Annotated in this window: 19 protein-coding genes; 13 read left to right on the forward strand and 6 right to left on the reverse strand. The window is 58.0% G+C overall.

The genetic code is table 11. From position 1 onward, the window contains the following. Nucleotides 1-110 precede the first annotated feature (110 nt). Both EKD05_RS06865 and EKD05_RS06870 read left to right on the forward strand, forming a co-directional pair. The gene (locus EKD05_RS06865) at nt 111-302 is read left to right on the forward strand and encodes a hypothetical protein (protein ID WP_129671705.1); all 192 of its coding nucleotides are present in this window, start codon (nt 111-113) and stop codon (nt 300-302) included. 91 nt (nt 303-393) lie between these two features. Further along, nucleotides 394-1,746 carry a VWA domain-containing protein gene (locus tag EKD05_RS06870; protein ID WP_240695668.1) on the forward strand — a complete coding sequence of 451 codons (1,353 nt, stop codon included), beginning with the start codon at nt 394-396 and terminating at the stop codon, nt 1,744-1,746. Here EKD05_RS06870 and EKD05_RS06875 read toward each other — a convergent pair. After that, a complete protein-coding gene (locus EKD05_RS06875) occupies nt 1,743-3,680 on the reverse strand; it encodes a diguanylate cyclase (protein WP_129671706.1) in 1,938 nt (645 codons plus the stop codon). The genes EKD05_RS06870 and EKD05_RS06875 overlap by 4 nt on opposite strands. 256 nt (nt 3,681-3,936) lie before the next feature. Here EKD05_RS06875 and EKD05_RS06880 point away from each other — a divergent pair, with 256 nt between their 5' ends. Then, nucleotides 3,937-5,508, forward strand: a complete 1,572-nt coding sequence (locus EKD05_RS06880) for a DEAD/DEAH box helicase (RefSeq protein ID WP_129671707.1) — start codon at nt 3,937-3,939, stop codon at nt 5,506-5,508. A gap of 60 nt (nt 5,509-5,568) precedes the next feature. Here EKD05_RS06880 and EKD05_RS06885 read toward each other — a convergent pair whose 3' ends face one another. Next, the gene (locus EKD05_RS06885) at nt 5,569-6,786 is read right to left on the reverse strand and encodes an MFS transporter (RefSeq protein WP_129671708.1); all 1,218 of its coding nucleotides are present in this window, start codon (nt 6,784-6,786) and stop codon (nt 5,569-5,571) included. Nucleotides 6,787-7,056: 270 nt separating this feature from the next. Here EKD05_RS06885 and EKD05_RS06890 point away from each other — a divergent pair, with 270 nt between their 5' ends. From EKD05_RS06890 to EKD05_RS06910, 5 genes are all read left to right on the forward strand, one after another. Further along, nucleotides 7,057-7,686 carry a histidine phosphatase family protein gene (locus tag EKD05_RS06890; RefSeq protein WP_129671709.1) on the forward strand — a complete coding sequence of 210 codons (630 nt, stop codon included), beginning with the start codon at nt 7,057-7,059 and terminating at the stop codon, nt 7,684-7,686. A gap of 17 nt (nt 7,687-7,703) precedes the next feature. Beyond that, nucleotides 7,704-10,517: a phosphoenolpyruvate carboxylase gene (gene ppc, locus EKD05_RS06895; protein ID WP_129671710.1), complete on the forward strand. Its 2,814-nt coding sequence runs from the start codon at nt 7,704-7,706 to the stop codon at nt 10,515-10,517. 72 nt (nt 10,518-10,589) lie between these two features. Continuing rightward, nucleotides 10,590-11,691, forward strand: a protein-coding gene (gene prfB, locus EKD05_RS06900; protein ID WP_240695669.1) for a peptide chain release factor 2 whose coding sequence is annotated in 2 segments (ribosomal slippage) — nt 10,590-10,655 and nt 10,657-11,691 — 1,101 coding nt in all. Because the reading frame shifts where the segments join, the coding sequence is not laid out codon by codon here. Beyond that, nucleotides 11,691-13,016, forward strand: a complete 1,326-nt coding sequence (locus EKD05_RS06905) for a peptidase MA family metallohydrolase (protein ID WP_129671712.1) — start codon at nt 11,691-11,693, stop codon at nt 13,014-13,016. Before prfB ends, EKD05_RS06905 begins: the two co-directional genes overlap by 1 nt. A 21-nt stretch (nt 13,017-13,037) precedes the next feature. Beyond that, a complete protein-coding gene (locus tag EKD05_RS06910; protein WP_129671713.1) occupies nt 13,038-13,553 on the forward strand; it encodes an HIT domain-containing protein in 516 nt (171 codons plus the stop codon). A 91-nt stretch (nt 13,554-13,644) separates the two neighbouring features. Here the strand turns inward: EKD05_RS06910 and EKD05_RS06915 are convergent, their stop codons facing one another. Continuing rightward, nucleotides 13,645-14,022, reverse strand: coding sequence for a response regulator (locus tag EKD05_RS06915; RefSeq protein ID WP_129671714.1), 378 nt, complete (start codon nt 14,020-14,022; stop codon nt 13,645-13,647). 197 nt (nt 14,023-14,219) lie between these two features. Between EKD05_RS06915 and EKD05_RS06920 the strand changes: the two genes are divergently transcribed. Continuing rightward, complete coding sequence (locus EKD05_RS06920; RefSeq protein WP_129671715.1) at nt 14,220-14,651, forward strand: thioesterase family protein; 432 nt, start codon at nt 14,220-14,222, stop codon at nt 14,649-14,651. Nucleotides 14,652-14,733: 82 nt separating this feature from the next. Here EKD05_RS06920 and EKD05_RS06925 read toward each other — a convergent pair whose 3' ends face one another. Beyond that, nucleotides 14,734-16,116, reverse strand: coding sequence for a nuclease-related domain-containing protein (locus EKD05_RS06925; protein WP_129671716.1), 1,383 nt, complete (start codon nt 16,114-16,116; stop codon nt 14,734-14,736). A gap of 13 nt (nt 16,117-16,129) precedes the next feature. Then, nucleotides 16,130-18,145 carry an excinuclease ABC subunit UvrB gene (uvrB, locus tag EKD05_RS06930; RefSeq protein WP_129671717.1) on the reverse strand — a complete coding sequence of 672 codons (2,016 nt, stop codon included), beginning with the start codon at nt 18,143-18,145 and terminating at the stop codon, nt 16,130-16,132. Nucleotides 18,146-18,327: 182 nt separating this feature from the next. Here uvrB and EKD05_RS06935 point away from each other — a divergent pair, with 182 nt between their 5' ends. After that, complete coding sequence (locus EKD05_RS06935; RefSeq protein WP_129671718.1) at nt 18,328-19,917, forward strand: serine/threonine-protein kinase; 1,590 nt, start codon at nt 18,328-18,330, stop codon at nt 19,915-19,917. Between the two features lie 132 nt (nt 19,918-20,049). After that, a complete protein-coding gene (locus EKD05_RS06940; RefSeq protein WP_129671719.1) occupies nt 20,050-20,295 on the forward strand; it encodes a hypothetical protein in 246 nt (81 codons plus the stop codon). Between the two features lie 12 nt (nt 20,296-20,307). Here the strand turns inward: EKD05_RS06940 and EKD05_RS06945 are convergent, their stop codons facing one another. After that, entirely contained in the window at nt 20,308-20,556 is a 249-nt protein-coding gene (locus EKD05_RS06945) for a glutaredoxin domain-containing protein (protein WP_129671720.1), read from the reverse strand. A gap of 134 nt (nt 20,557-20,690) precedes the next feature. Here EKD05_RS06945 and EKD05_RS06950 point away from each other — a divergent pair, with 134 nt between their 5' ends. Continuing rightward, on the forward strand, nt 20,691-22,169 hold the full coding sequence (locus EKD05_RS06950) for an NAD(P)/FAD-dependent oxidoreductase (RefSeq protein WP_129671721.1): 1,479 nt from the start codon (nt 20,691-20,693) through the stop codon (nt 22,167-22,169). 28 nt (nt 22,170-22,197) lie between these two features. Next, nucleotides 22,198-23,898: an NAD(P)/FAD-dependent oxidoreductase gene (locus EKD05_RS06955; protein ID WP_129671722.1), complete on the forward strand. Its 1,701-nt coding sequence runs from the start codon at nt 22,198-22,200 to the stop codon at nt 23,896-23,898. Nucleotides 23,899-24,101 lie beyond the last annotated feature (203 nt).

Consider the following 24,101-nt stretch of genomic DNA (forward strand, 5'->3'; position numbering starts at 1 on the left):
CCCCCTGTTCATGGCAAACTCCTCTCGCTGAGACAACCACACTTCGCTATACTCATGTGTAGATGCAAAGCTTTATTCCAGTTTTAGCCACGTGTAGAGCGAAGGACATAATGACGATGGAAGCAACAAATTCACGCAGCATGCAGCAGGCAAGTCGGCGCAACGAAACCCTGGAGACCCGTGGCATTTTCGGAAATCTTTCGGAACGTGCCGCCAGAACATTGGCTGTGCTGTTCACCCTTGGCACTGTCACAGCGATTGGTTATTCACTTGATCGCCTTTTCACCAGCCTCGGGGCCTAAATATTAACCCCGCAAACTATGAGGTCGCACGACAAAACGCCAACACAGTTGGCGTTTTGTCGTGCAGAACAAGCTACGCTATAATGAACGCGTGAGCGTAAACATCCACATCCTCCCACCTGAAATGCCCCTGCACCCTTCCACCGGGGTGCAGGTTGGCTATGCGATCGTGACGATTGCGGCTGATACAGGTGGTGCCGCTATGCCGGTCAACTGGGCCGTCGTGGCCGATGCCAGTCGTTCGATGCGCATCCCGATTGTGAGTGAGGCCCAGTTCCGCGATCTGGTGCGGGCCGGCGGGGCCGAAGAAGTTCTCGTTGATGGGGTGCCTGTCTGGCAATTGACGACGCCCGTACCTGAAACGATCCGTGCCTCAGCCCCGAGTGCCCTCGATCATACGGTGCGCGCCCTGCATAGCATTGTTGAACGGCTGGATCAGGCCGACCAGATCGCCCTGGTTGCTTGCCACGAGCAAGCGCTGCTGCTCGTGGCAACCAATGGGGCCGAACGCGCTTCCCTTCTTGCAGGGGCCTCGCGGCTTGCTAGCCTTGATCCCGGCGAAACAACCGATCTGGCCGCCGGTATGCGCCTCGCCCTTGCCCAGATTGGGCAACATCACGATGGCGTAAGCCGGATGATGCTCTTGACCGATGGCTTCACCCGTGATGGCGAGGCGTGCGTAACCCTTGCTCGCGAGGCGGCCGCCCGTGGTATCAGTGTCAGTACCCTTGGGCTCGGTGGCGAGTTTCAGGATGAACTGCTGACCCGTATCGCCGATCTCAGCGGCGGTCGGGCAGTCTATGTGCGCCAGGCCAACGCTATTCCCGCTGCCGTGGCGGCTGAATTGGAAGCCGCCCGCCAGGTCGTCGCTCGCTCACTGCAACTCACCTTGACCCATCTGCCTCGTGGGTGCGCTTTGCGCTATGTGACGCGTCTCAGTCCGAGCCTGGCACCCCTGGAGTGGGAAGAAGATCCGGTCAAACGGCACCTTCTGATCCGTCTTGGCGATCTTGAACGTGGGCGACCTGTGCGCTTGCTGCTCGAACTCGTTGCGCCACCAGCGCCGCCCCACCCACCCACTGAAGGTGCGCGAGTACGGCTCGCAACGCTTACCGCCCAGAGTGGCAACGCTCGTGTGGCAACCAATCTGATTGGGCATTATGCCGGTCGGTTGCAGCCCCCGGCCATCCTTGATGCGGCTGGACGTGCCAGTGCCGTGCGCTTGCAACGTCGCGCTGCCGCAGCGATCATGACCGCAGATTACCATGGGGCCGCCCAACTCTTGCATGCCGCCGCCCGACGCTTTGCGGATCTCGGTGAAACCGACCTGGCCGAGGCATGCCGCCACGAAGCGACAATGCTTGCAACAACAGGACAGGATACGGGGGCAAATGCACGGGCCTTGACCTATGCCACGCGACGTCTGGGTGAGTACGAAGCCTAAGCTTCCGTACAGACCACGCAATTGCGTCCGCCAGCCTTCGCCAGATGCAAACGACGATCGGCCTCGGCAATGACCTGCTCGAGTTCGTCCTCAAGCATGGCCGCATCAAGGGTATGATCGTCATCTTGCCGCTCGGGCGAGGGCAACGTGATATTCAACCACGCCGACGCCTCAACGACCCCCAGGCTCACTGTGATGTTCATCTGCGGATGCAGCGCCTGCCAGTTGTACGCTTCGACGGCAACCCGAATCTCTTCCGCGCAGGCACAACCATCTTCAAGTGACGTATCGGGCAGCAAAAGCAAGAATTCTTCACCGCCATAGCGCGCCACAAGATCAGACGGCTGCGAAGCATCGCGCATAATATCGGCCACGGCGCGCAAGACCGCATTGCCCACCAGATGCCCCCACTGATCGTTGACCTGTTTAAAATGGTCAAGATCGGCCATAATCACCGTCAGCAACCGGCCTTGCCGATGCATCTGCGCAAGGAACTCGAGGCCACGGCGATTGGCATACCAATGATTCGCCAGTAACGTGAGGCCATCCTCGTTGGCCTCGCGCTCAAGATCACGGTTGCGCTCGGTCAACGCTTGAAACATCATGCTCGTGCCGGAACTAGGGTCGCGTACCGTTGCTGGAGGGAGATAGAGCATAAGCTGATCGGTAAACTCGACCAGATTATCATTCATCTCAAGCGTTACGATGGCCCCACGGGCCAAAGCCTCCTGTGCCTCAGCCTGATGAAAGACAAGCGCAATCAAGGGCGTCCCTTCCGGGCACTGCTTCCAGACTGCCCAGGCTTGCTCGTCAGCCATATCGGCAACCATCAAGACAGGGTCAGGCGTGCGCGCCAGCAAACCCTGAGCCGCAATCGCATCGGCGGCGATCAACGGGCGATAGCCTTGATGACGCAGGCTGGTGCTTACCGAACCACGGAGCAACTCGCGCCCACAGATCAAAAGTGCGGCAGGCCGACGCCCACCACGGCGCTCGGGAGAGGCCGCCTGATGCGCAACCCGCTGATCAATCACATAACTATTACCCGACATATGCTTGGCCGCATGTTTCAACTCGGCCGCAACTCTGCTCATCGCATCAACGCTCGCAAAGCGATGACCACTATTATTGACCACCGCGATCGAAAGGCTGAGCATCCCAAATTGACGAGGAACCCCGTGACGGTCAACACTACGTAAATAGCCCCGTTGCAAGTCGACCGCATCATACAATTCACGGACACGCGCATCAAAGGCATCAATAATGCGCTGGCACAAATCTTCTTCGCGCCCACCATAGTGGATCAACGCAAAATCGTCACCACCAATATGGCCAAGAAAGTCTTCGTGAGGCGCAACTTCGGTTAAGACGCTGGCGAGCAGATGGATCGCACGATCACCACGGGCAAAGCCATAGGCATCATTGAAGGCCTTGAAGTTATCAAGATCAACATAGACCAAAGCAAACGCAATACCCTGTTGCATTTGCCGTTCCAACTCGGCGATTAACAAAATATTGCCTGGCAGACCAGTCAGGGGGTTATGCACCGGCAACGTGGCCGCCCGCTGCAAATGTCTGCGAATCCGGGCTAACAGAATTTCAAGATCATACGGCTTGACAATATAATCATCAGCGCCCGAGTCAAAGCCAACAACCACTTCGGAAGAGGTACTCCGCGCGGTCAAAATAAGCATTGGCAGATGCGACGTGCGCGTATCATTGCGCAACTGTCGAATCGCTTCAAAGCCATCCATTAACGGCATCATTAAATCAATGAGCATGAGATCAGGAGGCTCGTCTTGAGCCATGCGTACCAGTTCATCCCCATCACTGGCAGTACGAACTTCATATCCCGCATCCTGCAACGTCTCACGAAGTAAGAGCAAAATGGAAGGATCGTCGTCTGCGATTAAAATCTGGGTTGGACGTGTCATACGTAACTCTACATACGAATTAACGAGCGCTCCTTTACAGCATACCACATTGTCGTCACCAAATTCTATAGTCCATCAGTCAGGCGTTTTGCATTGCCCCTCAAACATGCACACCTGTACTGTTTACCATTAGGTGATGATTCGTGCGGCTACGCCCCACGAATCATCACCTAATGGTATAATAGCAGTCTATGCCAGTGCAGCAAAGCCTGGTTTCTTGTCATGAAACTGCACTTCTACAGGACATATACAAGTTATGGCTATCTTCAGTGACCTTGGGCTGAGTGAAGAACAACTCACCGCCATCCACGAGCTCGGCTATGATGAGCCGACCCCCATTCAAGAACAGGCCATCCCCGTCGTGTTGACGGGGCGTGATGTGATTGCCCACGCACAAACGGGAACAGGCAAAACAGCCGCCTTTGCCCTGCCAATTATTGCCCGGCTCAAGCCCGAAAAAGTACCCCAGGCGCTTGTTCTGACCCCGACCCGTGAACTGGCGATGCAGGTCGCCGAGGCTTTCTTCCGCTACGGGAAGCATGCCGAGGTTCGCGTAGCACCAGTCTATGGCGGTCAACCCATCGAACGCCAGTTGCGGGCCCTCAGTCGCGGCGTCCAGGTGATCGTTGGTACCCCCGGACGCATTATGGATCATATGCGCCGTGGCACCCTGGCGTTTGATCACATCAGTGTCGTTGTGCTTGATGAGGCTGATGAGATGCTCGATATGGGTTTTGCCGAAGATATTGAATATATTTTACAGCAGACCCCTGCCGAACGCCAGACGGCCCTCTTTTCTGCAACGATGCCCTCCAGTGTGCTCGATCTCGCCATGCGCTATACCCGTGACCCGCAACGTATCAGTGTCGTCAGCGAAAGCCTGACCGCCCCGCGTACCAAGCAGGTCTACTACGAGGTCTTGCCCCGCGAAAAGCTTGATGCACTCTGTCGGGTGCTTGATGTGGAAACGCCCGGTTCGGCGATGATCTTCTGTCGCACCCGCGCCGAGGCCGACCACCTGGGCGAGAGTCTTCAGGGCCGTGGGTATCTGGCTGAGGTCATCCACGGTGATTTGAGCCAAGCGATGCGTGAGCGGGTGATGAAGCGGTTTCGTGAGGGCCAGGCTGAGTTGCTCGTCGCCACCGATGTGGCCGCCCGTGGGCTCGATATTGCCGATGTCACCCACGTGATTAATTACGATGTCCCCGGTGACCCCGAGAGTTATGTCCATCGCATCGGGCGTACCGGGCGCGCCGGACGCACCGGGCTCGCAATTTCGCTGATCACCCCGCGTGAACGCCGCCAGATCCAGACCATTGAACGGACAACCCGTTCCCGCATTCAGCGGATGAAGTTGCCCTCGCTGGCCGATGTTGCCGCACGCCGTCGCGAGGCTTTCCGCGAGGCGCTGCGCGAGGTGCTCGCCGCTGGCAGCCTCGACCCCTATGTGCTGATGGTCGAAGAGATGGCCGAGAGCCACGAAGTGACCGACCTTGCCGCCGCTGCATTCAAGTTGCTCCTCAACGAGGCCGAACAGGAAGATACGCTGGTGTCGGTCGAGGGTGATGGGGCCGGTACCGAACCAGGCATGACCAGGCTCTTTCTTGATGTCGGTAGGCTTGATCGTGTTCGACCGGCCGATATCGTTGGTGCCATCGCCAATGAGGTTGGCATTCCTGGACGGCAGATCGGCTCAATTGACATCTACGACCGGTTCGCCTTCGTCGAAGTGCCAAGCGAACATGCGGCCCGCGTCGTCCGCGGTCTCGGAGGCGTCAGCCTTCGCGGCAAGCCGGTGCGCGTCTCGTTCGCCAAGCCACGCGTATAGTTGCTCGGGTTTTCGCGCCTACCTGGAGGAGTCCGCGCCCCCAGACAGGTGCGAAAACCTTTATCCATCCTCGTCGGGAATCCGCAACGTCAGGATCGTCACCCCCGAGAGCAGATAGGCCAACACCGTCAGGATGATGATCGGGGTAAAGCCCCATTGCACCTGGATGAACCCGCTGATCACCGCCGCAAGCGCCCATCCTCCCGCCCACAACACATTGAGCAAACTCGCCGCCATGCCGCGCTGGTTGATTGGCGTGTAGCGCATCACTAGGGCGTCATTCATCGGGAAACTGGCCGAAATAAAGAGCCCGCGCAAAAAGAAACCGACGACCGCAAAGAGCAGCGCCGGGGCAAGCATCATCAGCATGCCGGCAATCGCCCACATCCGCAACAGTGCTGCCCCACGTCGCAAGCCGATGCGCTTGGTCACCGGCGGGCCAAGCAAGGCCCCAATGCCCATCCCGAGCGCGACCACCGCAAGCACCACCCCGACCGCTGCATCGTTCAACCCAAACTGCGTACGAAAGAAGAGGTTCTGAAACGGCAGAATCATCCCGCCCCCAATGCCAAGGAACAGGCCCGCCAGCGCAAACCGCAGCAACCTGCGCAAGGGCAAAGGCGGCGCAATCGGCGCATCAAGGCCACTTTCGTGACGTTCCCGGGCAAGCGGCAGTGGGCGCAACAGGGGCAACATCGCAAGCAGACTCAAGCCGATGACCACACTCAGGGCGAGCCGGTACGCAGCCGTCTCCTGTGGCCCCACCCCAAGGAAGCCCGCCGCCAGAGTGGGCAACATTCCACCGAGGATACTGCCTACTAATCCGATCATCAACGTAGCCGAGGCATTCAGGCCAAACGCATTCGTCCGTTCGCGATCAAAGGTCACACTCGCCAGCAGGGGCGTTACCGCCATCGTCGCCATCAAGAACGAAGCCCCGATGACAAACTGCGCCCCAATCAACGCCCAGAGCGCCGTTGCCTGCAACATAAAGATCCAGCCGAAACAATAGGTCGCCAGCGCAGCAATAATTGCGCGTTGGGCGCCAACACGATCAATCAGCAACCCCAACGGAACGCCAAAGAGCATGCCTGCACCACGACTGACCGTCGAGAGCAACCCGGCCGTATCAGGCCCATAGCCAAGGCTGACCAGATAAAAATTGAAGAGCAGGTCGGCAATGTTCAGGGCGAGACCAAAGAGCACACTGTGCAAGAGAATCCGCCACACAGGGGGGCTAATGCGGGCCACATGAGCCGACGTGACGATCGGAGCCATAAATGCGCTTTCCCTTTTTGCTACTACCGACAACAAAACAAGGGCCACGCCGCCCCGTGGATGACTATAACATATTTTTGACTAATCCAAGATCAGCCTAGAGGCTGATTCTTATGCTAGGCCTGACAGCCAGCTTCGCTGGCTGTCAGGCCTAGCTTCGCTGGGAGCGCTAGGTATGGTTGCACAATGCGAACGAAGATGGTATCCTGGCACACGTTGCCAGCCAAGCTTTCAAGTTGCCTCAAAACGATCAAGAAGAGAGACGATATCATGCGGCTGATTCTTGTGCGCCACGGCGAAACGCCGTGGAATGTCACCCTTCAATATCAGGGCCAGGGTCAGGTGCCCCTGAATGAACGTGGCCGCGAACAGGCGCGGCGTGCCGCGGATCGCGTTGCTCGCTATGGGGCGACGGCGCTCTATAGTAGCGATCTCGCGCGTGCCTGGGAGAGTGCTGAACTGATTGGCGCAGTCATCGGGCAGACACCGGTGGCAATGCCTCAGTTGCGCGAGATTGATGTTGGTCAGTGGGAAGGATTGACGCCCGAGGAGCTCTATCGGCGCTTTCCTGATCATATGGCCGAGTATAGGCGCGATCCCGCCCGTACCGTGCGCCTCGGCGGCGAGAGTTATGCGCAACTCCAGGCACGCGCGCTCCAGGCGCTTATGCAGATCCAGGAGCAGCATAAGCCCGATGACGTGGTTGTTGCGGTTTCGCACGGGGGCACGATCCGTGCGTTGCTCTGCCATGTGATTGGGCTCGATCTGGCCAATTTTGGCCGTATGTGGCTCGATAATGGCTCGCTCACCGAGTTGCGCATGGGGCGCAATGGCTGGCGCTTGCTGCGCTTTAATGATAATGCCCACGTCGAAGATATGGTTGCTGAAGGTGGTGAATAGCTCAGGGGTCTGCCTCTATGACCAGTGCTCAACCCTCGCACGCATCAGATCAACGCGATCCGCTCTCCAGCAATATTCGCGCCCTCGGCAATGCGCTCGGGCGTGTTTTGACCGATCAAAGCGGGGCCGCAGCCTTTGCCCTCGAAGAGCGGGTGCGCCGGATGACCAAAGAGTTGCGCGCCTCGGGCGATGAACGCCTCGTCCAGGAATTGCAGGATCTCATCGCCAGCCTGTCAGTGAGTGAATTGCACGGGCTCACGAAGGCCTTTACCCTCTACTTCGGGCTGGTCAATCTCGCCGAGGCCGTCGAACGCCTCCGCGTCCTCCGCGAACGCGACTTGCGCGCCGCACCCGCACCACGCACCGAGAGCATCGCCGCTGCCGTCGCCGAGCTCCATGGGCACGGTGTGACCGCCGAGGCGCTGCAACGCTGGCTCGATGGGGCGCTGATTATGCCTGTGCTTACGGCGCACCCCACCGAGTCACGGCGCCGTACGACGCTGATCAAGCTCCGCCGGATTTTTGATGGGTTGCTCGATCTGAGTCTCGGTGAACGCCTGTTGCCGCCTGAAGAGCGCGGGGCGATCCTTACCCGCATCGAACGCGAGATTATTGGCCTCTGGCAGAGTGACGATGTCCGCTTGCATAAACCGTCGGTCGTGGACGAGGTCGAAAATGGGCTCTTCTATTTTCAGACGACGCTCTATGATCTGTTGCCGCAGATCCATCGCGCCATGGCGCGTGCGCTGGCCGAGCATTATCCTGAGCATCCCTGGTCATTGCCGCCGTTGCTCCGCTTTGGCAGTTGGATGGGCGGTGATCGCGATGGCAATCCGTTTGTGACCTCTAGCGTCACGGTTGATACGGTGCGCCGGATGCGGGCCTCGATGCTCAGGCACCTCATCCGTCAGATGGATGCGCTCTTTACTGAATTGAGCCAATCACTGACCCAGACGAGTGTGAGCCAGGGCGTTGATGAGCGGATCGCTCACTATACCCGGCTCTTTCCCGCCGAAGCTGGTACGATTAGCCCGCACCATAGTCGTGAACCCTACCGACGCCTCTGCCAGTTGATCCGCACACGCCTCGAACATACGCTTGCCCATACGTTGCACCACGAGTTACAGTGGGCGAGCGATCCGCCTGCCTTGCCCCCACCGACGGTCTATCATCGCAGTGCTGAATTGCTTGATGATCTGCGCATTATCTATGCGAGTCTCTGGGCCAATGGGGGCGAGTTGGTCGCCGATGGCATGTTGCGTGATGTCATGGCTACGGTGGCAATCTTTCGCCTGCATACGGCAACGCTCGATATCAGACAGCACAGCGAACGTCACCTCAGTGCCCTCACCGAAATCTTTGCCAGGGCCGGGATCTGTGCTGAGTATGCCAGTCTGGAGGAAGAAGCCAAGATTGCGCTCTTGACCAGCGAAATTGCGAGTACACGCCCCCTGGCACCGGCCCGGCTCACGGGGTATACCCCCGAGACGGCTGAGGTGATCCAGACGATGCGGACGCTGGCCGCGATCCTCGAGCAACTCGACGGCGAGGTCGTCGATACCTATGTGCTCAGCACCACCGCCAGCGTCAGCGACCTGCTCGGCGTCTTGCTGCTCTGTCGCGAGGCCGGACTGTACCGGCCCGGGGTCTATAGTCGCCTCAATGTGGTACCCCTCTTTGAAACAGGGGCCGATCTTGAATATGCCCCCCGGCTCTTCGCTGATTTGATGGCCCTGCCCGTCTACAGCGATCATCTGCGTTTGCGCGGGCAGTGCCAAGAGGTGATGCTTGGCTATTCCGATAGCAACAAAGAGGGTGGCTTTGTCGCCGCCAACTGGGCGCTCTATCGCGCCCAGGTCGAACTGACTGCGGTCGCCGACCGCTATGGCGTGCGCCTGCGCCTCTTCCACGGGCGCGGCGGTGCCGTCGGGCGCGGCGGCGGTCCGGCCGGACAAGCAATTATGGCTCAGCCGCCGGGAACCTTGCGCGGCCAGATCAAAATGACTGATCAGGGCGAAATGATTTCGGATCGTTATCTCGATCCGCGAACGGCGACTCGTCACCTTGAACAGGTCGTCAATGCGGTGATGCGGGCTGGTTTTGCCGAAGTCCTGCGCCCACCCGAACCCATCTGGATCGCGGTCATGGAGGCGATTGCGACCGCAGGACGCGAGGGTTATCGGGGTCTGATCTACGATGATCCTCGTTTTTACGACTATTTTCGCTCGGCTACGCCCATTACCGAGATCAGCCGCCTACGGATTGGCTCACGGCCAGCTTCGCGGCGCAACAGCAACCGGATCGAAGATCTCCGCGCTATTCCATGGGTCTTTAGCTGGATGCAGAGTCGGCACACGCTGCCGGGTTGGTATGGGCTGGGCAGTGCGCTGGCCGCCTTTGCGTCTGGTGGCGAGGATCGCCTGACATTGCTGCGCGACATGTATCAGCACTGGCCCTTCTTTACCACCCTGCTCGACAATGCCCAGTTGATCATCACCAAAGCCGATATGGACATCGCCCGTCGCTACGCCGCCCTCGTCAGTGACCACAAACTCGCCCAGGCCATTCACAGCATCATTCAGCGCGAGTATGCAACCACGAACCGCCAGATCTGCCTCGTTGCCCAGATCAACGCCCCCCTCGATGCGCAACCAGTCTTGCAACGCGCCATCCAGCAACGCAACCCCTATATTGACCCGCTCAGCTACATTCAGATCGAAGTGCTGCGTCGCCTCCGCGCCAATCCCCCCGACGATGAGCAGGATGATCTTGAAACGGCCATTCTTATGTCAATCAACGGCATTGCGGCGGGCTTGAAAAATACGGGCTAGCGGCGTCACTAGCATTGCACCTGTTCCTGTGCTACCATGGAAGAAGTGTGACATGCATCAGGGAGGGTAACAATGTACGATCTCGCAACCGAAGTGGCCGATCTCCGTGAGCGCTTTGCGCTGATCCGGGGGCATCTTTGACCTGGCTAGCAAACAGGCCCAGATTGAAGAACTTGAAGTACGCGCCGCGCATCCCGAGCTCTGGAATGATCCGCGGGAAGCTCAGGGTTTGATGCAACGTCTGACGCGCCTCAAAAATGAGGTCGACGTCTGGACGACAATAGGGGTGCGGCTAACCAGTCTTGATGAATTGATTGAGCTTGCCTCGGCTGAAGATGATGACTCGCTCCACGAGGAACTGACGACCGAGGTTGCGGCGAGTCGGGCCGAACTCGACCGTCTCGAACTCGGGCTGCTGCTCAGCGGGCCTTATGATGACGGCGATACCTTTCTTTCGATCCAGGCCGGCATGGGTGGCACCGATGCCCAGGATTGGGCCGAGATGTTGCTGCGTATGTATATGCGGTGGGCCGAGGCACGTGGGTTCACGGTGAATCTGCTGGAAGAGAGCCCCGGTGACGAGGCCGGGATCAAGAGCGCCACCATTGAGGTGCGTGGGCCGTATGCGTATGGCTATGCCCGCGCCGAGGCCGGCGTCCATCGCTTGATCCGCCTCTCGCCCTTTAATTCGGCCCATACCCGCCAGACGTCGTTTGCCCGTATCGAGGTGATGCCCGAGGTTGATGACGCGCCCGAGATCGTCATCAAGCCTGACGATCTGCGCGTTGATGTCTTTCGCAGCGGCGGACACGGCGGCCAGGGTGTCAATACGACCGACTCGGCGGTGCGCCTCACCCACCTACCCACCGGACTCGTCGTCATTTGTCAAAATGAGCGCTCGCAGCTCCAGAATCGTGAAACAGCCCTGCGCGTGCTGCGTGGGCGCCTGCTCGAACGCGATCTGCAGCGCCAGGCCGAAGAACGCGCCCGTCTGCGCGGGGCCTATCGCGATGCAGCGTTTGGGAGCCAGATGCGCACCTATTACTTGCATCCTTCGACGCTCGTCAAAGACCATCGCACCGACCACGAAACAAGCAATGTGCAGGCCGTTCTCGATGGACAAATCGATCCGTTCATCGAGGCGTATCTGCGTTGGAATGTTGCAGAGGCATAATGCATTTTCTTCTTCGTATGCTTTTGTTGAGCATCCTGCTGGTGAGTGCCGCACCAGCGTATGCGCGTGCAACCGAGACCATCCGGGTCGAAGCCAGTACGGCAACACCCGCTTTTCCCACGTCAATCAGCTTTGAGGTCACGGCCGAGTCATCAGCGGCACCGCTGGTAGCGGCCCAACTCTTGTATGGCCCCGCGCGAAGCAATGGGCTCACCCTGGTCGAATTGCCCGTCACACCCGGCCAGCGCGTGACCCTGCAACATCGCCTCGATACCGAGGTCGCCTACTTCCCGCCCGGTACCGAAATGAGCTACCGCTGGGTGCTGCGTGATGCCGACGGCAATGAGATGACGAGCCCGGTCGAGACGTTTCTCTATCACGACGAACGCTTTCCATGGTCTGAACGCAGCGAGCGCAATGTGATTGTCTACTGGTACGAAGGCGGCGCAGCCTTTGGTGAGGAATTGATCACGGTCGCGACCCAGACGCTTGATCAGCTTGAGCAAGAGATCGGGGCGCAACTCGACCAGCCCGTTCGCATCTATGTCTATGCCTCAAATAGCGATATGCGTTCAGCGCTCCAGCGCAACTCGGTCGAGTGGGTTGGCGGGGCCGCCTGGACAGACCTGGGGGTGATTGTCGGGGGCATTATGCCGGGCGATACCGCCGAAGTCGAGCGCATTCTTCCCCACGAACTGTCGCATCAAGTGCTGGCGCAGGCGACCCGTAATCCGTATGGCGGGGTTCCCGTCTGGTTCGATGAAGGACTCGCCGTCCACAATCAGATCCAGCGCGACCTCGGCTGGGAGGAACTCGTTGAGGAGGCGGCCATCGAGGGTCGCCTGATCCCGTTGAGCTCGCTGGCTGCGAGTTTTCCAGCTGACCCGGCGCAGGCAACGCTGTCGTATGCCCAGAGCCGTGACATGGTCGAGTACATGCTCGATGTCCATGGCCCCGAGGCAATGCGCACCCTGGTTGCCGCCTTTGCCACCGCAACGCCGATTGAGGACGCGTTGACCCAGGTGATCGGCATGACGGTTGATGAAGTCGACGCCGCATGGCGGACAACCCTGCCCACCCAGGTACGCGAGGTGCCGATGGTTCCCGGCCCGCAGACGGCCCCACCAAGTCGGTTTGACCAGGCTGCGTCGGTGCCCCAAGCCAGCCAAACAGACGGGCTATCGTGGTTTGAACAGATCCAGCAACAGGCACCGTGGGCTTTGCTGATTGGTCTGACCTTCCTCATCATTATCGGCTTAACCATTGGCGGCGTTGTCGTCGTTATTGTCCTGCGTCTTGCAGGTGTTGATAAACGAACATCGTGACGCTCAACGAGGAGCACCCATATGGAGACGAAATTCACCCCATGGCGCATGAACTACATCAAACGCGACCCGGCCATCAGCGAGGATGGCTGTGTCTTTTGCGCCATCGCCGATGCGCCGCCCGATCACGATCCTGAGCATCTGATCCTCTATCGGGGCAGGCAATGTTTTATTGTGCTCAATCTCTATCCCTACAATACGGCGCATATGATGGTCATTCCGTACCTGCATACCGCCGATCTCGCTGGGCTTGATGCGGCCACGGCCCAGGAGCTCTTTGATCTGACGCGCTGGTGCGTCACCATCCTTCAGGCCGAATATCAACCACACGGCTTCAATCTAGGGATGAACCTGGGGCGCATTGCGGGGGCGGGCATTGCCGAGCATCTGCATATGCACATCGTACCGCGCTGGAATGGTGACACCAACTTTATGCCCATCGTCGGCACAACCAAACTCATCCCCGAAGAACTGAACGCAACCTACGCCCGACTCCGCCCGCATTTCACGGACAAAAGATTTTCCGCGAACTTCTGATCACGGATACTCCGCGTGACGGCTTGGGGCGTCACGCGGAGTATTGCGAGCAGAGCCATTACCTTCGGAGGGCAATGCAAGCAAAGCGTTGCTAGTCCTGATCTAGCGTCACGTTGATCATATCAACAAGGCGATCAACCTCAAAAGGCTTCTGCATAATCACGGCGCCCTCGGCCTCAAGCGCGGCAAACCAGGGCTTACGGTTGAGCGCCGTCATGATCATAATCGGAATGCCCTGATCTTGCAGGCGCTCTTTCAGGTGATAAAACACCTCAACGCCATCCATATTCGGCATCATAATGTCACTAATCACCAGACTCGGCGTCAGATTCTCCAACATACGCAGCCCTTCCTGCCCATCGGGGGCCAGGATCACCTCGTAGCCAGCGTTACGCAACGCATATTCAAGGATAGTCTGGAGAGTCAGATCATCATCAATGATAAAAATAAGTCCTCGAGATTGGATCATATGCATCGCCTCGTGCAAGGAGAAAACCGCACTGAACGGCTGAGAAGGTAGGTACGCTGTCGGCTAAATTGGTGGTTATTATACCAGAGGATGCAACGTGCGTTGCATCCTCTGGTATGAGGTGGGGGCAAGGGCGACAGCCCTCACGTGAAGAGTATGGTACCATACCAAAAAAGAACCCTATGGAGGAGCGCCTCATGCCAGTCGTACCAGGTTCGTTGCATTCGTTTCCGTATATTCACTGGGAAGAAGTCCACTTTCGGGATCTTGATGCCCTGGGCCATGTCAATAATGTTGTCTATGCCGCGTGGCTCGAGTCGGCTCGGATCCAGTATTATCTCGATCTGATGGGGATCAAGTTGGAAGAGATGGGCTTGATTCTGGCCGAAATGACCATCAAGTATCTGGCCCCGGCTTATTTTGGTGAACGCCTCGCCGTTGGTGTGCGGGTGAGTTCGATTGGAACCAAGAGCTTTGTGCTCGAATATGTGATTGCCCGTGAAGGCGACGAAACCATTATTGCCACCAGCACAACCGTGCAGGTTGCCTACGACTACAAAACCGGTGCGACAGTTCCCGTCTCTGAGACCTTTCGCCGTCGCGTGGCGGAACGCCAGCAAACGGCATAAGACGCATACAGGCCAGCAAAACTCGCCTGTATGCGTCTTATGCCGTTTGCTGGTATGCTGGAGTGCCGGCTTGAGCCGGTAGTTACTGCACGGCGACGACAAAACTCGCTTCACCGAAGGGTTTGTCTTGTAACCGAATGCGCAACGACATCGCACTGCTACTGAGCGGGCGCTTGGCGACGGCAATGCCGCGTTCCTGGGCTCCCGGGGCAACCTGGATCATGCGTGGGCGTGAGGCTGTCTCGTCGAGCAGATATTCGTTGCCCAGACTGTCACTGATATGGATGTTATCACTGTCGAGCGGGAATTCGATCAGCCGATCCGAATTGTTCTGCACATTCCAGGTGAGCGTGATCTGCCCATCACACGTCGAGACCTGTTCAAGCGCAATGATAACTTCCGGTGGATTAGAAGCTGCACTGCCCCCCTCGGCCACACTGATCCAACTCCGCGTTGCCGGGTCATAACTCTTGCCCACCAGTTGAGCATTCGACCAGAGGCAGCCATCAAGGTCAGTGGCTTGCATCAAGAGGGCATCACCCGTTGGCACACCAGTCACGGCCACAATCAAGACGGGCGGATCATCAGCGAGCGGCACCGGACGCACCGGTCGCAAGACGAGCGCGAGCGCAAGGAGAACGGCGAGCACCGCCATTGCGGCCGCAATGCGCCCGGTCGTTGTGCCAAGGGCCTGCCTGACCTGGACAACCAGACTCGTTGACGGCACGGGCGGCCCCGCAGGGGCAGGCGCATCAATGAGCGCAGGGGCTGCTGCAGCCTCCGTGCTCGGCTCGGCCAAAACAAGCCCCTCTGCCGGAAGTTCATCAGGGTCAAGCATCGCCTCGGTACTCGGCACGAGCCCGCGCAGCACCGTATTGATCTCGTGCCAGGGCGTACAGTGGAGCAACGAGGGAATCGCCAGCATCTCTTCTTCCGTCAACTCAATCTCAGAAGAGCGTTCGGTGATCAGGTAGGCCGGCAATTCATCCATGCCCTTGAGCTCAACCTTCCAGTCAAGCTCGATCTCCGAGCCTTCCTGGATGGCAGGGGCAATCACGACCGCCCGCTTACAGGTACGAAAATCGATCCCATTGGCCTTCTGGCCCGAGAGAAATTCGCGCCGATGTTCATTGAGGAAATTGGTCAGGGCATGAAAATAGGAGATCACCTGATTATAGGGATTTTTGCGCCCTGCATTGAGTCGTTTGCGTTCGCCATTGCGCCCCTCGACAAACCAGGGGCCATTCACACTCCCAATGACGCGGCCATCGCACTGCTTCAATTCAAGAATAAAGATCGCATCGTGCTTGATAATCACCAGGTCAATTGTGCGCCCGCCCACACTGAAATTGGACAGAATCAGATAGAGGCCCTCCATCTGATGGAGCGCATTGGCGAGCGCCATGATGACGCGACGTTCATTGGGATGTTCGGGCTTTTCGCCGATCCAGACCTGGACTGCCATTGGGTGCCTGAGACTACCTTTCTTCCTCTTGCAACGCCAGAGTTTTGCGCAATTCAACAATCTGATCGCGGAGGGCGGCTGCCTGCTCGAATTGCAGATCGCGGGCCGCCTGTTTCATCTGTTTTTCGAGATCTTTGATCAGTTTATGCAACTCTTCACGCGACACCCCGGGGCCAGGAGGAGCGGCTGCGGGGGTCTGACCAGTGACGCTATACGCATCACGTTCTTCGGCCATCCGTTTGATGCGATCCGTGAGGTCGCGCACCCCTTTGCTAATGCCAACCGGGGTAATGTTATGACGGAGATTATGGGCCATCTGGATGTCACGCCGCCGCTGCGTCTCTTTGATGGCAACATCCATCGAGGACGTGATCGTATCGCCATACATAATCACGGTTCCCTCGATATGGCGTGCGGCGCGCCCGATCGTCTGGATCAATGATGTCTCCGAGCGCAAAAAGCCCTCTTTGTCGGCATCAAGAATGCAGACGAGACTCACCTCGGGCAGATCAAGCCCTTCACGCAGCAGGTTAATGCCAACAACGACATCATAGACCCCGAGGCGCAGATCGCGGAGGATCTCGACCCGCTCGATCGTATCAATATCGGCGTGCAGGTACATCGTACGCACACTCATCTCTTTGAGATAATCGGCGAGATCCTCAGCCATCCGCTTGGTCAGCGTCGTGACCAACGCACGTTGCCCTGCCTTCACCCGTTGACGAACTTCGGCGATCAGATCGTCCACCTGGCCCTTGGTCGGGCGCACCTGCACAACCGGATCAATCAGGCCAGTGGGACGAATAATCTGCTCGACAATCTGCTCGCTCTGCGTCCGCTCAACCGGGCCAGGCGTCGCCGAGACATAGACGACCTGGTAGATATGCTGGCTAAACTCATCAAACTGCAGCGGGCGATTATCGAGTGCCGAGGGCAAACGAAAACCATAATCAACCAGCGTCTGCTTGCGATGGCGGTCGCCGAGGAACATCCCGCGTACCTGCGGCAGCGTAATATGGCTCTCGTCGACAAAGAGCAAGAAATCGTCAGGAAAATAGTCGAGCAACGTCCACGGCGTCTGCCCGGCGGCGCGCCCATCGAGGTGCCGCGAATAGTTCTCGATCCCCGAACAATAGCCAACCTCCGAGAGCATCTCGAGGTCATACATCGTACGCTGCTTGAGGCGCGCAGCTTCAAGATTTTTGCCTTCGGCCTCAAGTTCGCGCAGGCGCTCACCGAGTTCATCCTGAATATTGCTCACCGCAACCGCGAGCTTCTCCTTCGTCGCGACAAAGTGTTTCGCCGGGTAGATCTCGGCGGACGTACGCAGCAAGATCACTTCACCCGTCAACGGATCAAACTCGGTCATGCGCTCGATCTCATCGCCCCAAAACTCCACCCGCAGGGCGGTTTCGGCATTGGCGGGCAAAACATCGAGCGTATCGCCCCGCACGCGAAAAGTACCGCGATGAAAATCGAGATCGTTGCGCTCGAACTGCAGATCGATCAACTGTCGCAGCAACTTGTCACGATTACGAATCTCGCCCTGGCGCAGACTCACCATAACCTGACCATAATCGTGGGGCGAACCAAGGCCATAGATCGCCGAGACCGAAGCGACAATCAGCACATCGCGCCGCGTAAAGAGCGCCTGCGTTGCCGCGTGCCGCAGACGATCGATCTCTTCATTAATGCTCGCCTCTTTCTCAATGTAGAGATCTTTCGAAGGCACATAGGCTTCAGGCGTATACTCATCGTAGTACGAAATAAACATCTCGACAGCGGCATCGGGCAAGAAATCGCGAAACTCGGCCCAGAGTTGCGAGACCAGCGTCTTATTATGGGCAAGCACCAGGGCAGGGCGCTGCATCTGGGCAAAGACATGTGACATCACAAACGTCTTACCCGAACCAGTCACCCCCAGCAAGGTCTGCTGACGATAATTCTTCTCAATGCCCTCAACCAGTTTTGCGATCGCCTGGGGTTGATCGCCGGTTGGCTGATAAGGAGCCTCTACCCGAAATGACATCGTTGATCCTAGCCTTGTCGCTCGCGTCCGTCTCTTTATTATACCTAGTCGTGTCCAGTTGTGCCACAAGTCCTGCGAACAGATGGTATACTGTTGTTTGCGGCCTATCCACCATTTGTTGCCCATGGTAGCGCGATTGTCGAACCTGCTCCAGCGCGAGCACCTGAAGCAAACGAGTCAGCATGACCCAGCCGCAGGAGATCCTGTGCCCAAGTTGCCGTAAACCTGGCCGCCGTCAGGCGCGTTTTTGCCAGTATTGCGGCCATGATATGATCCTCAATAATGCTGGTCCGCACTACTATCTTACCAAAGTGATTAAGGCGGGTGGTCAGGGCGCAGTCTACGAGGGCGTTGATGGCGATGGCAAGATCTATGCCATCAAAGAGATGCTCGATAGCTTTACCGAGCAAAAAGAGCGGGATGAAGCGATCAAGCGTTTCAATGCCGAGGCGGAACTGCTCGAACAACTCACCCATCCGCGGATTCCTCGGGTCTATAGTCACTTTAAGGATGAAGGCCGCCATTACCTCGTGATGGATTATATTCGGGGCGAAGACCTCGAAGATATTGTTGAACGAGAAGGCAAAATCGCTGAGCCTCGCGTCCTTGATTGGGCCACGCAGATCTGTGATGTGCTCAGTTATCTTCACAGTCAAGGGCTGATCTATCGCGATATGAAGCCCTCAAATGTGATGCTAGACCATCAAAATGGGGGCATCAAGCTGATTGACTTTGGCATTGCCCGCGTGCTGCAAGTCGGTCAGCGTGGTACGCAGATCGGGACACCAGGCTATGCCCCACCTGAACAATACCAGGGGTTGGCGACGATTGAATCGGATGTTTATGCGCTGGGGGCCACGCTGCACCATGTGCTGACCGGGCGTGATCCGCAGGCCCATCCTCCTTTTTCTTTCCCGCCAGCACGCACCGTCGAGCCAACAATTTCACCACAGGTCTCGGGTGCCCTCGAACAGGCCTTGCAGATGCGCCCGACGGCTCGCTTTGCCTCGATTGCGGCCTTTGGGGCTGCCCTCGGCGTGCTGCCTGCTTCACGGCCACTTGGCGTTCCCGTTGCGACTCAGCCCGCACCTACGCCACCGGCGCAGCCCGCACCTACGCCACCGGCGCAGCCTGCTACACCAGCACCTACGCCAACGCCACCACCACCGGTGCCAACACAGCCCACCCCGGCCCCAGTGCCAACACAGCCCACCCCGGCCCCGGCGCAGCCCGCGCCTGCTTCAGTCATTCAAACGGCCGGAGCGACGCAACCTACGCCCCAGGCATCCGTTACGCCCTCATCACCACCAGCAACCCCGGCCATGCCCACCCCGCCACCACCGCCAGCACCGACCTCACCGCCTGTGCAACCAAAGCGGCGCGGATGCGCTGGATGCATCGGCCCACTGGTCATTGCGCTCCTCTTGATTGCCGGGTTGGTCGCAGTTGATTTTTTCTTCATCGGCTTTCTACCCCGTACCCTAGGCTTTGAAAGCCCGACCGCCCCGATTGCCACGCCACAAACCCTCGTGCAGATCCCGTTCAGCGCTGAAGTGAGCATCGTCGTCCCCGACGGAACAGACCAGAACGGGCTGCAAACCGCGTTTGCGACCGCCTTTCTGGAACAGGCTCGCCAAGCATACGGCCCCACCGCCCAGCTTGACGTCACCCAGCCCTTGATCTACGCCGAAGGGCCAGAGGAGGCGGGCCGCGAAGACCGCGGCCCGATCTATCGGGCGGTCATCGAAGGTTTTCTGCTTGTGCCCCAGTAGTGTGCAGTAGCTTACAGTCGGCATAACACATCTGGCATACACTGAAGTCATATGTGATCGAGCTTTGCGTGAGCAGCCTTTTGAGGCACAAGTCTCACCTCGATCAGCCTGTGTAGAAGCCAGGATATTGCTATGGTGCCATTGTATGTCTATGTCTCGGCGGATTGCCCTGTCTGTACGCGCGCGCTGCAACTGGTGGCCGATCTGCGTGCGCACCAGCCTGAGTATCCCATTGAAGTGATTGATCTGGCGCAACCAGGCACAACAAAACCAGCTATGGTCTTTGGTACGCCAACCTACGTGTTTAAGGGCCGGATTCTTTCGCTGGGCAATCCAACGCTAGAGGCTTTGTTAAACCTGTTCAGGGATGAAGGCTGAATAAGGCTGCCATTAGGCGATGCCAAGTTTCCGTGCCAGTTCGGCATTGCTTGGTTCAACGAGGATGCTGCCATCAGCAAAAACGATCGTAGGAATGCTGCGCATCCCGCGATTGAGTCGTTCAACCTCGACAACCGCATCGGGATGGTGGTCGATATCAACCCAGGTGTAGAGGACGCCTCGTTCGTCCATAAACTTCTTGGCCCGACGGCAATCGCCACACCAGAACGCACCATAAATTGTAATATCACCTGGCTGCATATGATCCGATCCTTGCCTTGTTTGCTCGCTATGAACGGATAGTCTACGGTCAGGGGCTGAACGTCTGATCCTCCCGACCGGCACTACTGGCGTTCTAGTTTACCATAAGATAGCTTTGTAGAAAGAGTGACGTTATGCATGATCAGTTTCATACCATTGTCATCGGCGCCGGTTCAGGGGGGTTAACGGTTGCCGTTGGCCTGAGTAGTCTCGGCAAGTCGGTGGCGGTGCTTGAGGCCTTGCATGTTGGGGGTGACTGCACCAATGTTGGGTGTGTGCCGTCCAAGACGCTGATCCATCAGGCCGACGTGCGAGGCATGCTCGACCCTGAGGGCGTGCTGGCTGAGGTGCGGCGCAAGCGCGATGCCTTGCGCGAGAAGGAGACCCACGAGTTTGGGGCGCTACCCAATCTCAGCCTGATCTTTGGGCGGGCGCGTCTGGTCAGTCGTACGCAGGTGGCTGTGACGTTACCCGAGGGGGGCGAGCGTGTGTTGACGGCAGAGAATATTGTGCTCGCCACCGGGGCGCGTCCCCGCACGCTGGTTATCCCTGGGCTCCCCGAACAGCGCATGCTAACTAACGAGACGGTCTTTGAGCTACCGGTTGTGCCGCACCACCTGGCAATCATTGGTGGTGGAGTGATCGGGGTCGAGTTGGCCTTTGCGTTTCGCAAGCTTGGCAGCCGCGTCACGATGCTTGACTCTTCGCCGCGCCTGCTCACTCGCCACTTGTCCGAGGCCGCCGAGGCAATTGAAGCGTCGCTGGTCGCAAAAGGCGCCGCGCTTCATTTCAAGACGAGTGTACAGGGCTACGACGAGGCGACGCAAGCATTGCAGATCGAACGCAATGGCACCGCCGCGACGCTGCACGACGTTGACTATGTGCTCGTGGCAGTTGGCCGCCAGCGCAACCTGGATGGGCTCGGGCTCGAAGAGGTTGGCGTGACCTTTGATTTGCGCAACGGCATTGCTACCGATAGCTACGGACGAACCAATGTGCCTGGCATCTATGCGATTGGCGATGTCACCACAACCTCGGCGTTTACCCATTCCGCCAATGCCCAAGGAAGACGGGTCGTGCAGCGCATTGCCTTTCCCTGGCTGCCCGCGACCATCCCTGAGCCTTTCTATCCGAGTGCGACGTTTGCGGATCCCGAAGTTGCCACGGCTGGCATGAGTCAACGCGACCTAGCCGCTCGCTATCACCCAGCGCTGATCAAACGCATCCGGGTTGATCTTGTAACCCAGACTGATCGTGGGTATACTGATGATCTCCAACATGGTTTCATCATCGTGGATGCTATGCGTCTGACAGGCAAAATCTTGAGTGTGACCATTGTGGGGCCCCGCGCTTCGGAAATGATTTCACTCTTTACCCTGGCGATGCAAGAGGGTATCTCGCTCTACCGGCTCTATCGGGTTGTCTATCCTTACCCAACTTTTTCCAGTGGCATCCAGAAGGTCGCCGACGCCTTTATGCGCGAGACGCTGCCCAAGCTACGGGGTGAACTGGTTACGTATCTGCGTTATCGCTGGGCACGGCCAGCGCGGGTGGCTGAGATAACTTATTCACCCAGGAGCAGTGTCCAGCGGCCCGTGCCCCGAGGGGAATAAACCAGCCATAACTTAGAAAGGCGCCTTCTTGAACGCCAAACCGACGCGCTATGACATTGCCATTATCGGATCGGGGATCAGCGGATCGAGCCTGGGGGCAATGCTGGCCCGCCACGGGGTGCGTGTCATTCTCTTTGAAGCAGGCATGCACCCTAAATTTGCCGTGGGCGAGTCGATGATCCTCGAGACGTCGGAAACAATGCGAGCCATGGCCGAGTTTTTTGAGGTGCCCGAACTGGCCTATTTCAGTTCCGAGAATTATATGGCGCACATCGGAACGTCTCATGGGATCAAGCGTCATTTTAGCTATCTCCACCATGTCGCCGATCAGCCGCAGAATATGCGCCACGCGCTGCAAGCGGTGATTCCGCAACGTCCGCACGGATATGAGTTGCATATCCATCGCCAGGATAGTGATTATCTGCTTACATCGGTGGCGGTGCGCTATGGCGCTACGGTTCTGCAGGGAACGCCGGTCAAGGATATTGAGGTTACGGCTGATGGGGTGACGATCCTGACGGCCCTGGGTCAGACGTACGAAGCTGATTTCGTGGTTGATGCAGGCGGGATGCGCTCGCTTTTGGCCGAGAAGTTCGGCTGGCGAAGCCGGGATTTGCAAAGCCATACCCGTACGATCTTTACCCATATGGTCGATCTGCCCTGCTATAACCAGGTTGGTGCAAGCCATCAAGCGTATGGCATTCCTTTCCCGGTCTCTGAAGGCACGCTGCATCACATCTTTCACGGAGGGTGGCTCTGGGTGATTCCGTTCAACAACCACGCCCGTTCAACCAATCCGCTGGTGAGCGTGGGCTTGCAGCTTGACCCGCGCATTCACCCGCTGCGCACCGATCTTTCGCCGGAAGAAGAATTTTTCGACTTCATTGCGCGCTTTCCGAGCATCAAGGCCCATTTTGACGGTGTGCGAGCAGCACGAGTCTGGACACGTACCGAGCGCTTGCAATACACCTCAACGCATGTCGTCGGCGAACGCTTTTGCCTGCTTGGGCATGCCGCTGGCTTCATCGATCCACTCTACTCGAAGGGGCTCTATACCACGCTGATGAGCACCGCGCTGCTTGGACATCTTTTGCTCGAAGCTCATCGGCGTCAGGACTATCGTGCCGAGCAATTTCAGCCACTTGAGGCGTTGACGCTACGGTTTGTGGAAGCGCACGACCGGATTGTGGCCAACTCGTATAAAGCCTGGACCAATCCGAAGCTCTGGTCGGTCTATGCGCTCCTCTGGTTGCTCGGCGCGTATTTGGAATATCTGAAGTTGTTGAGTACCCGTGGTCGGGCGACGAGTCGTGCGGCCTATTTTGCCGAGCTTGCCGATTTGCGGCTCGTTGGGGGGGGCTTTGCGCCATTCAAGACGCTGGCCGACCAGATTGATACGCTGATCGAGGCCGTTGACCCCTGCGATGAGGCTGCGGTTGACCAGACGGTGCGGCAGATTCGTGCGCTCTTGGCCGACTTTCCATGGATGCCGTGGGCCTTTCAGCAAGTGCTCGCGGGCGCGAACCATCTGCCAGCCAATAAGCTGCGCCTGAGCTTGCTCCGCCAGGATCAGAAGGGTTTTCTTGGCGATGGCCCGTTTCGCCAGCACTTCTTTGGTGATGCAACCTTACGTCAAGTCACCAAGTTTTTTCTCAGTGAAGGCATCAAATATGCCGGCCCGATGCTCAGCATACGCAAACAGGTGGGTTTTCGGCGGACACGTAACTGAGGAGGGTGTAAAGTAAGATTTCTGGGGTCGTTGGCCGACCACGAATAAGGGCCACAAATAAACGAATACCGCATGGAGCAGCCCCTATTCGTTTATTCGTGATCAGTATTCGTGGTCGGCGGTGCTGGCAGAAAACTTAAGTTACAGACTACTGAGTGGTCTGTCACGTAAGTTTTCTGCTCTAGGGATTGGCTTCGACAAGC

This window comes from Candidatus Chloroploca sp. Khr17 (genome assembly GCF_004138165.1).
Classification (GTDB): Bacteria; Chloroflexota; Chloroflexia; order Chloroflexales; family Chloroflexaceae; genus Chloroploca.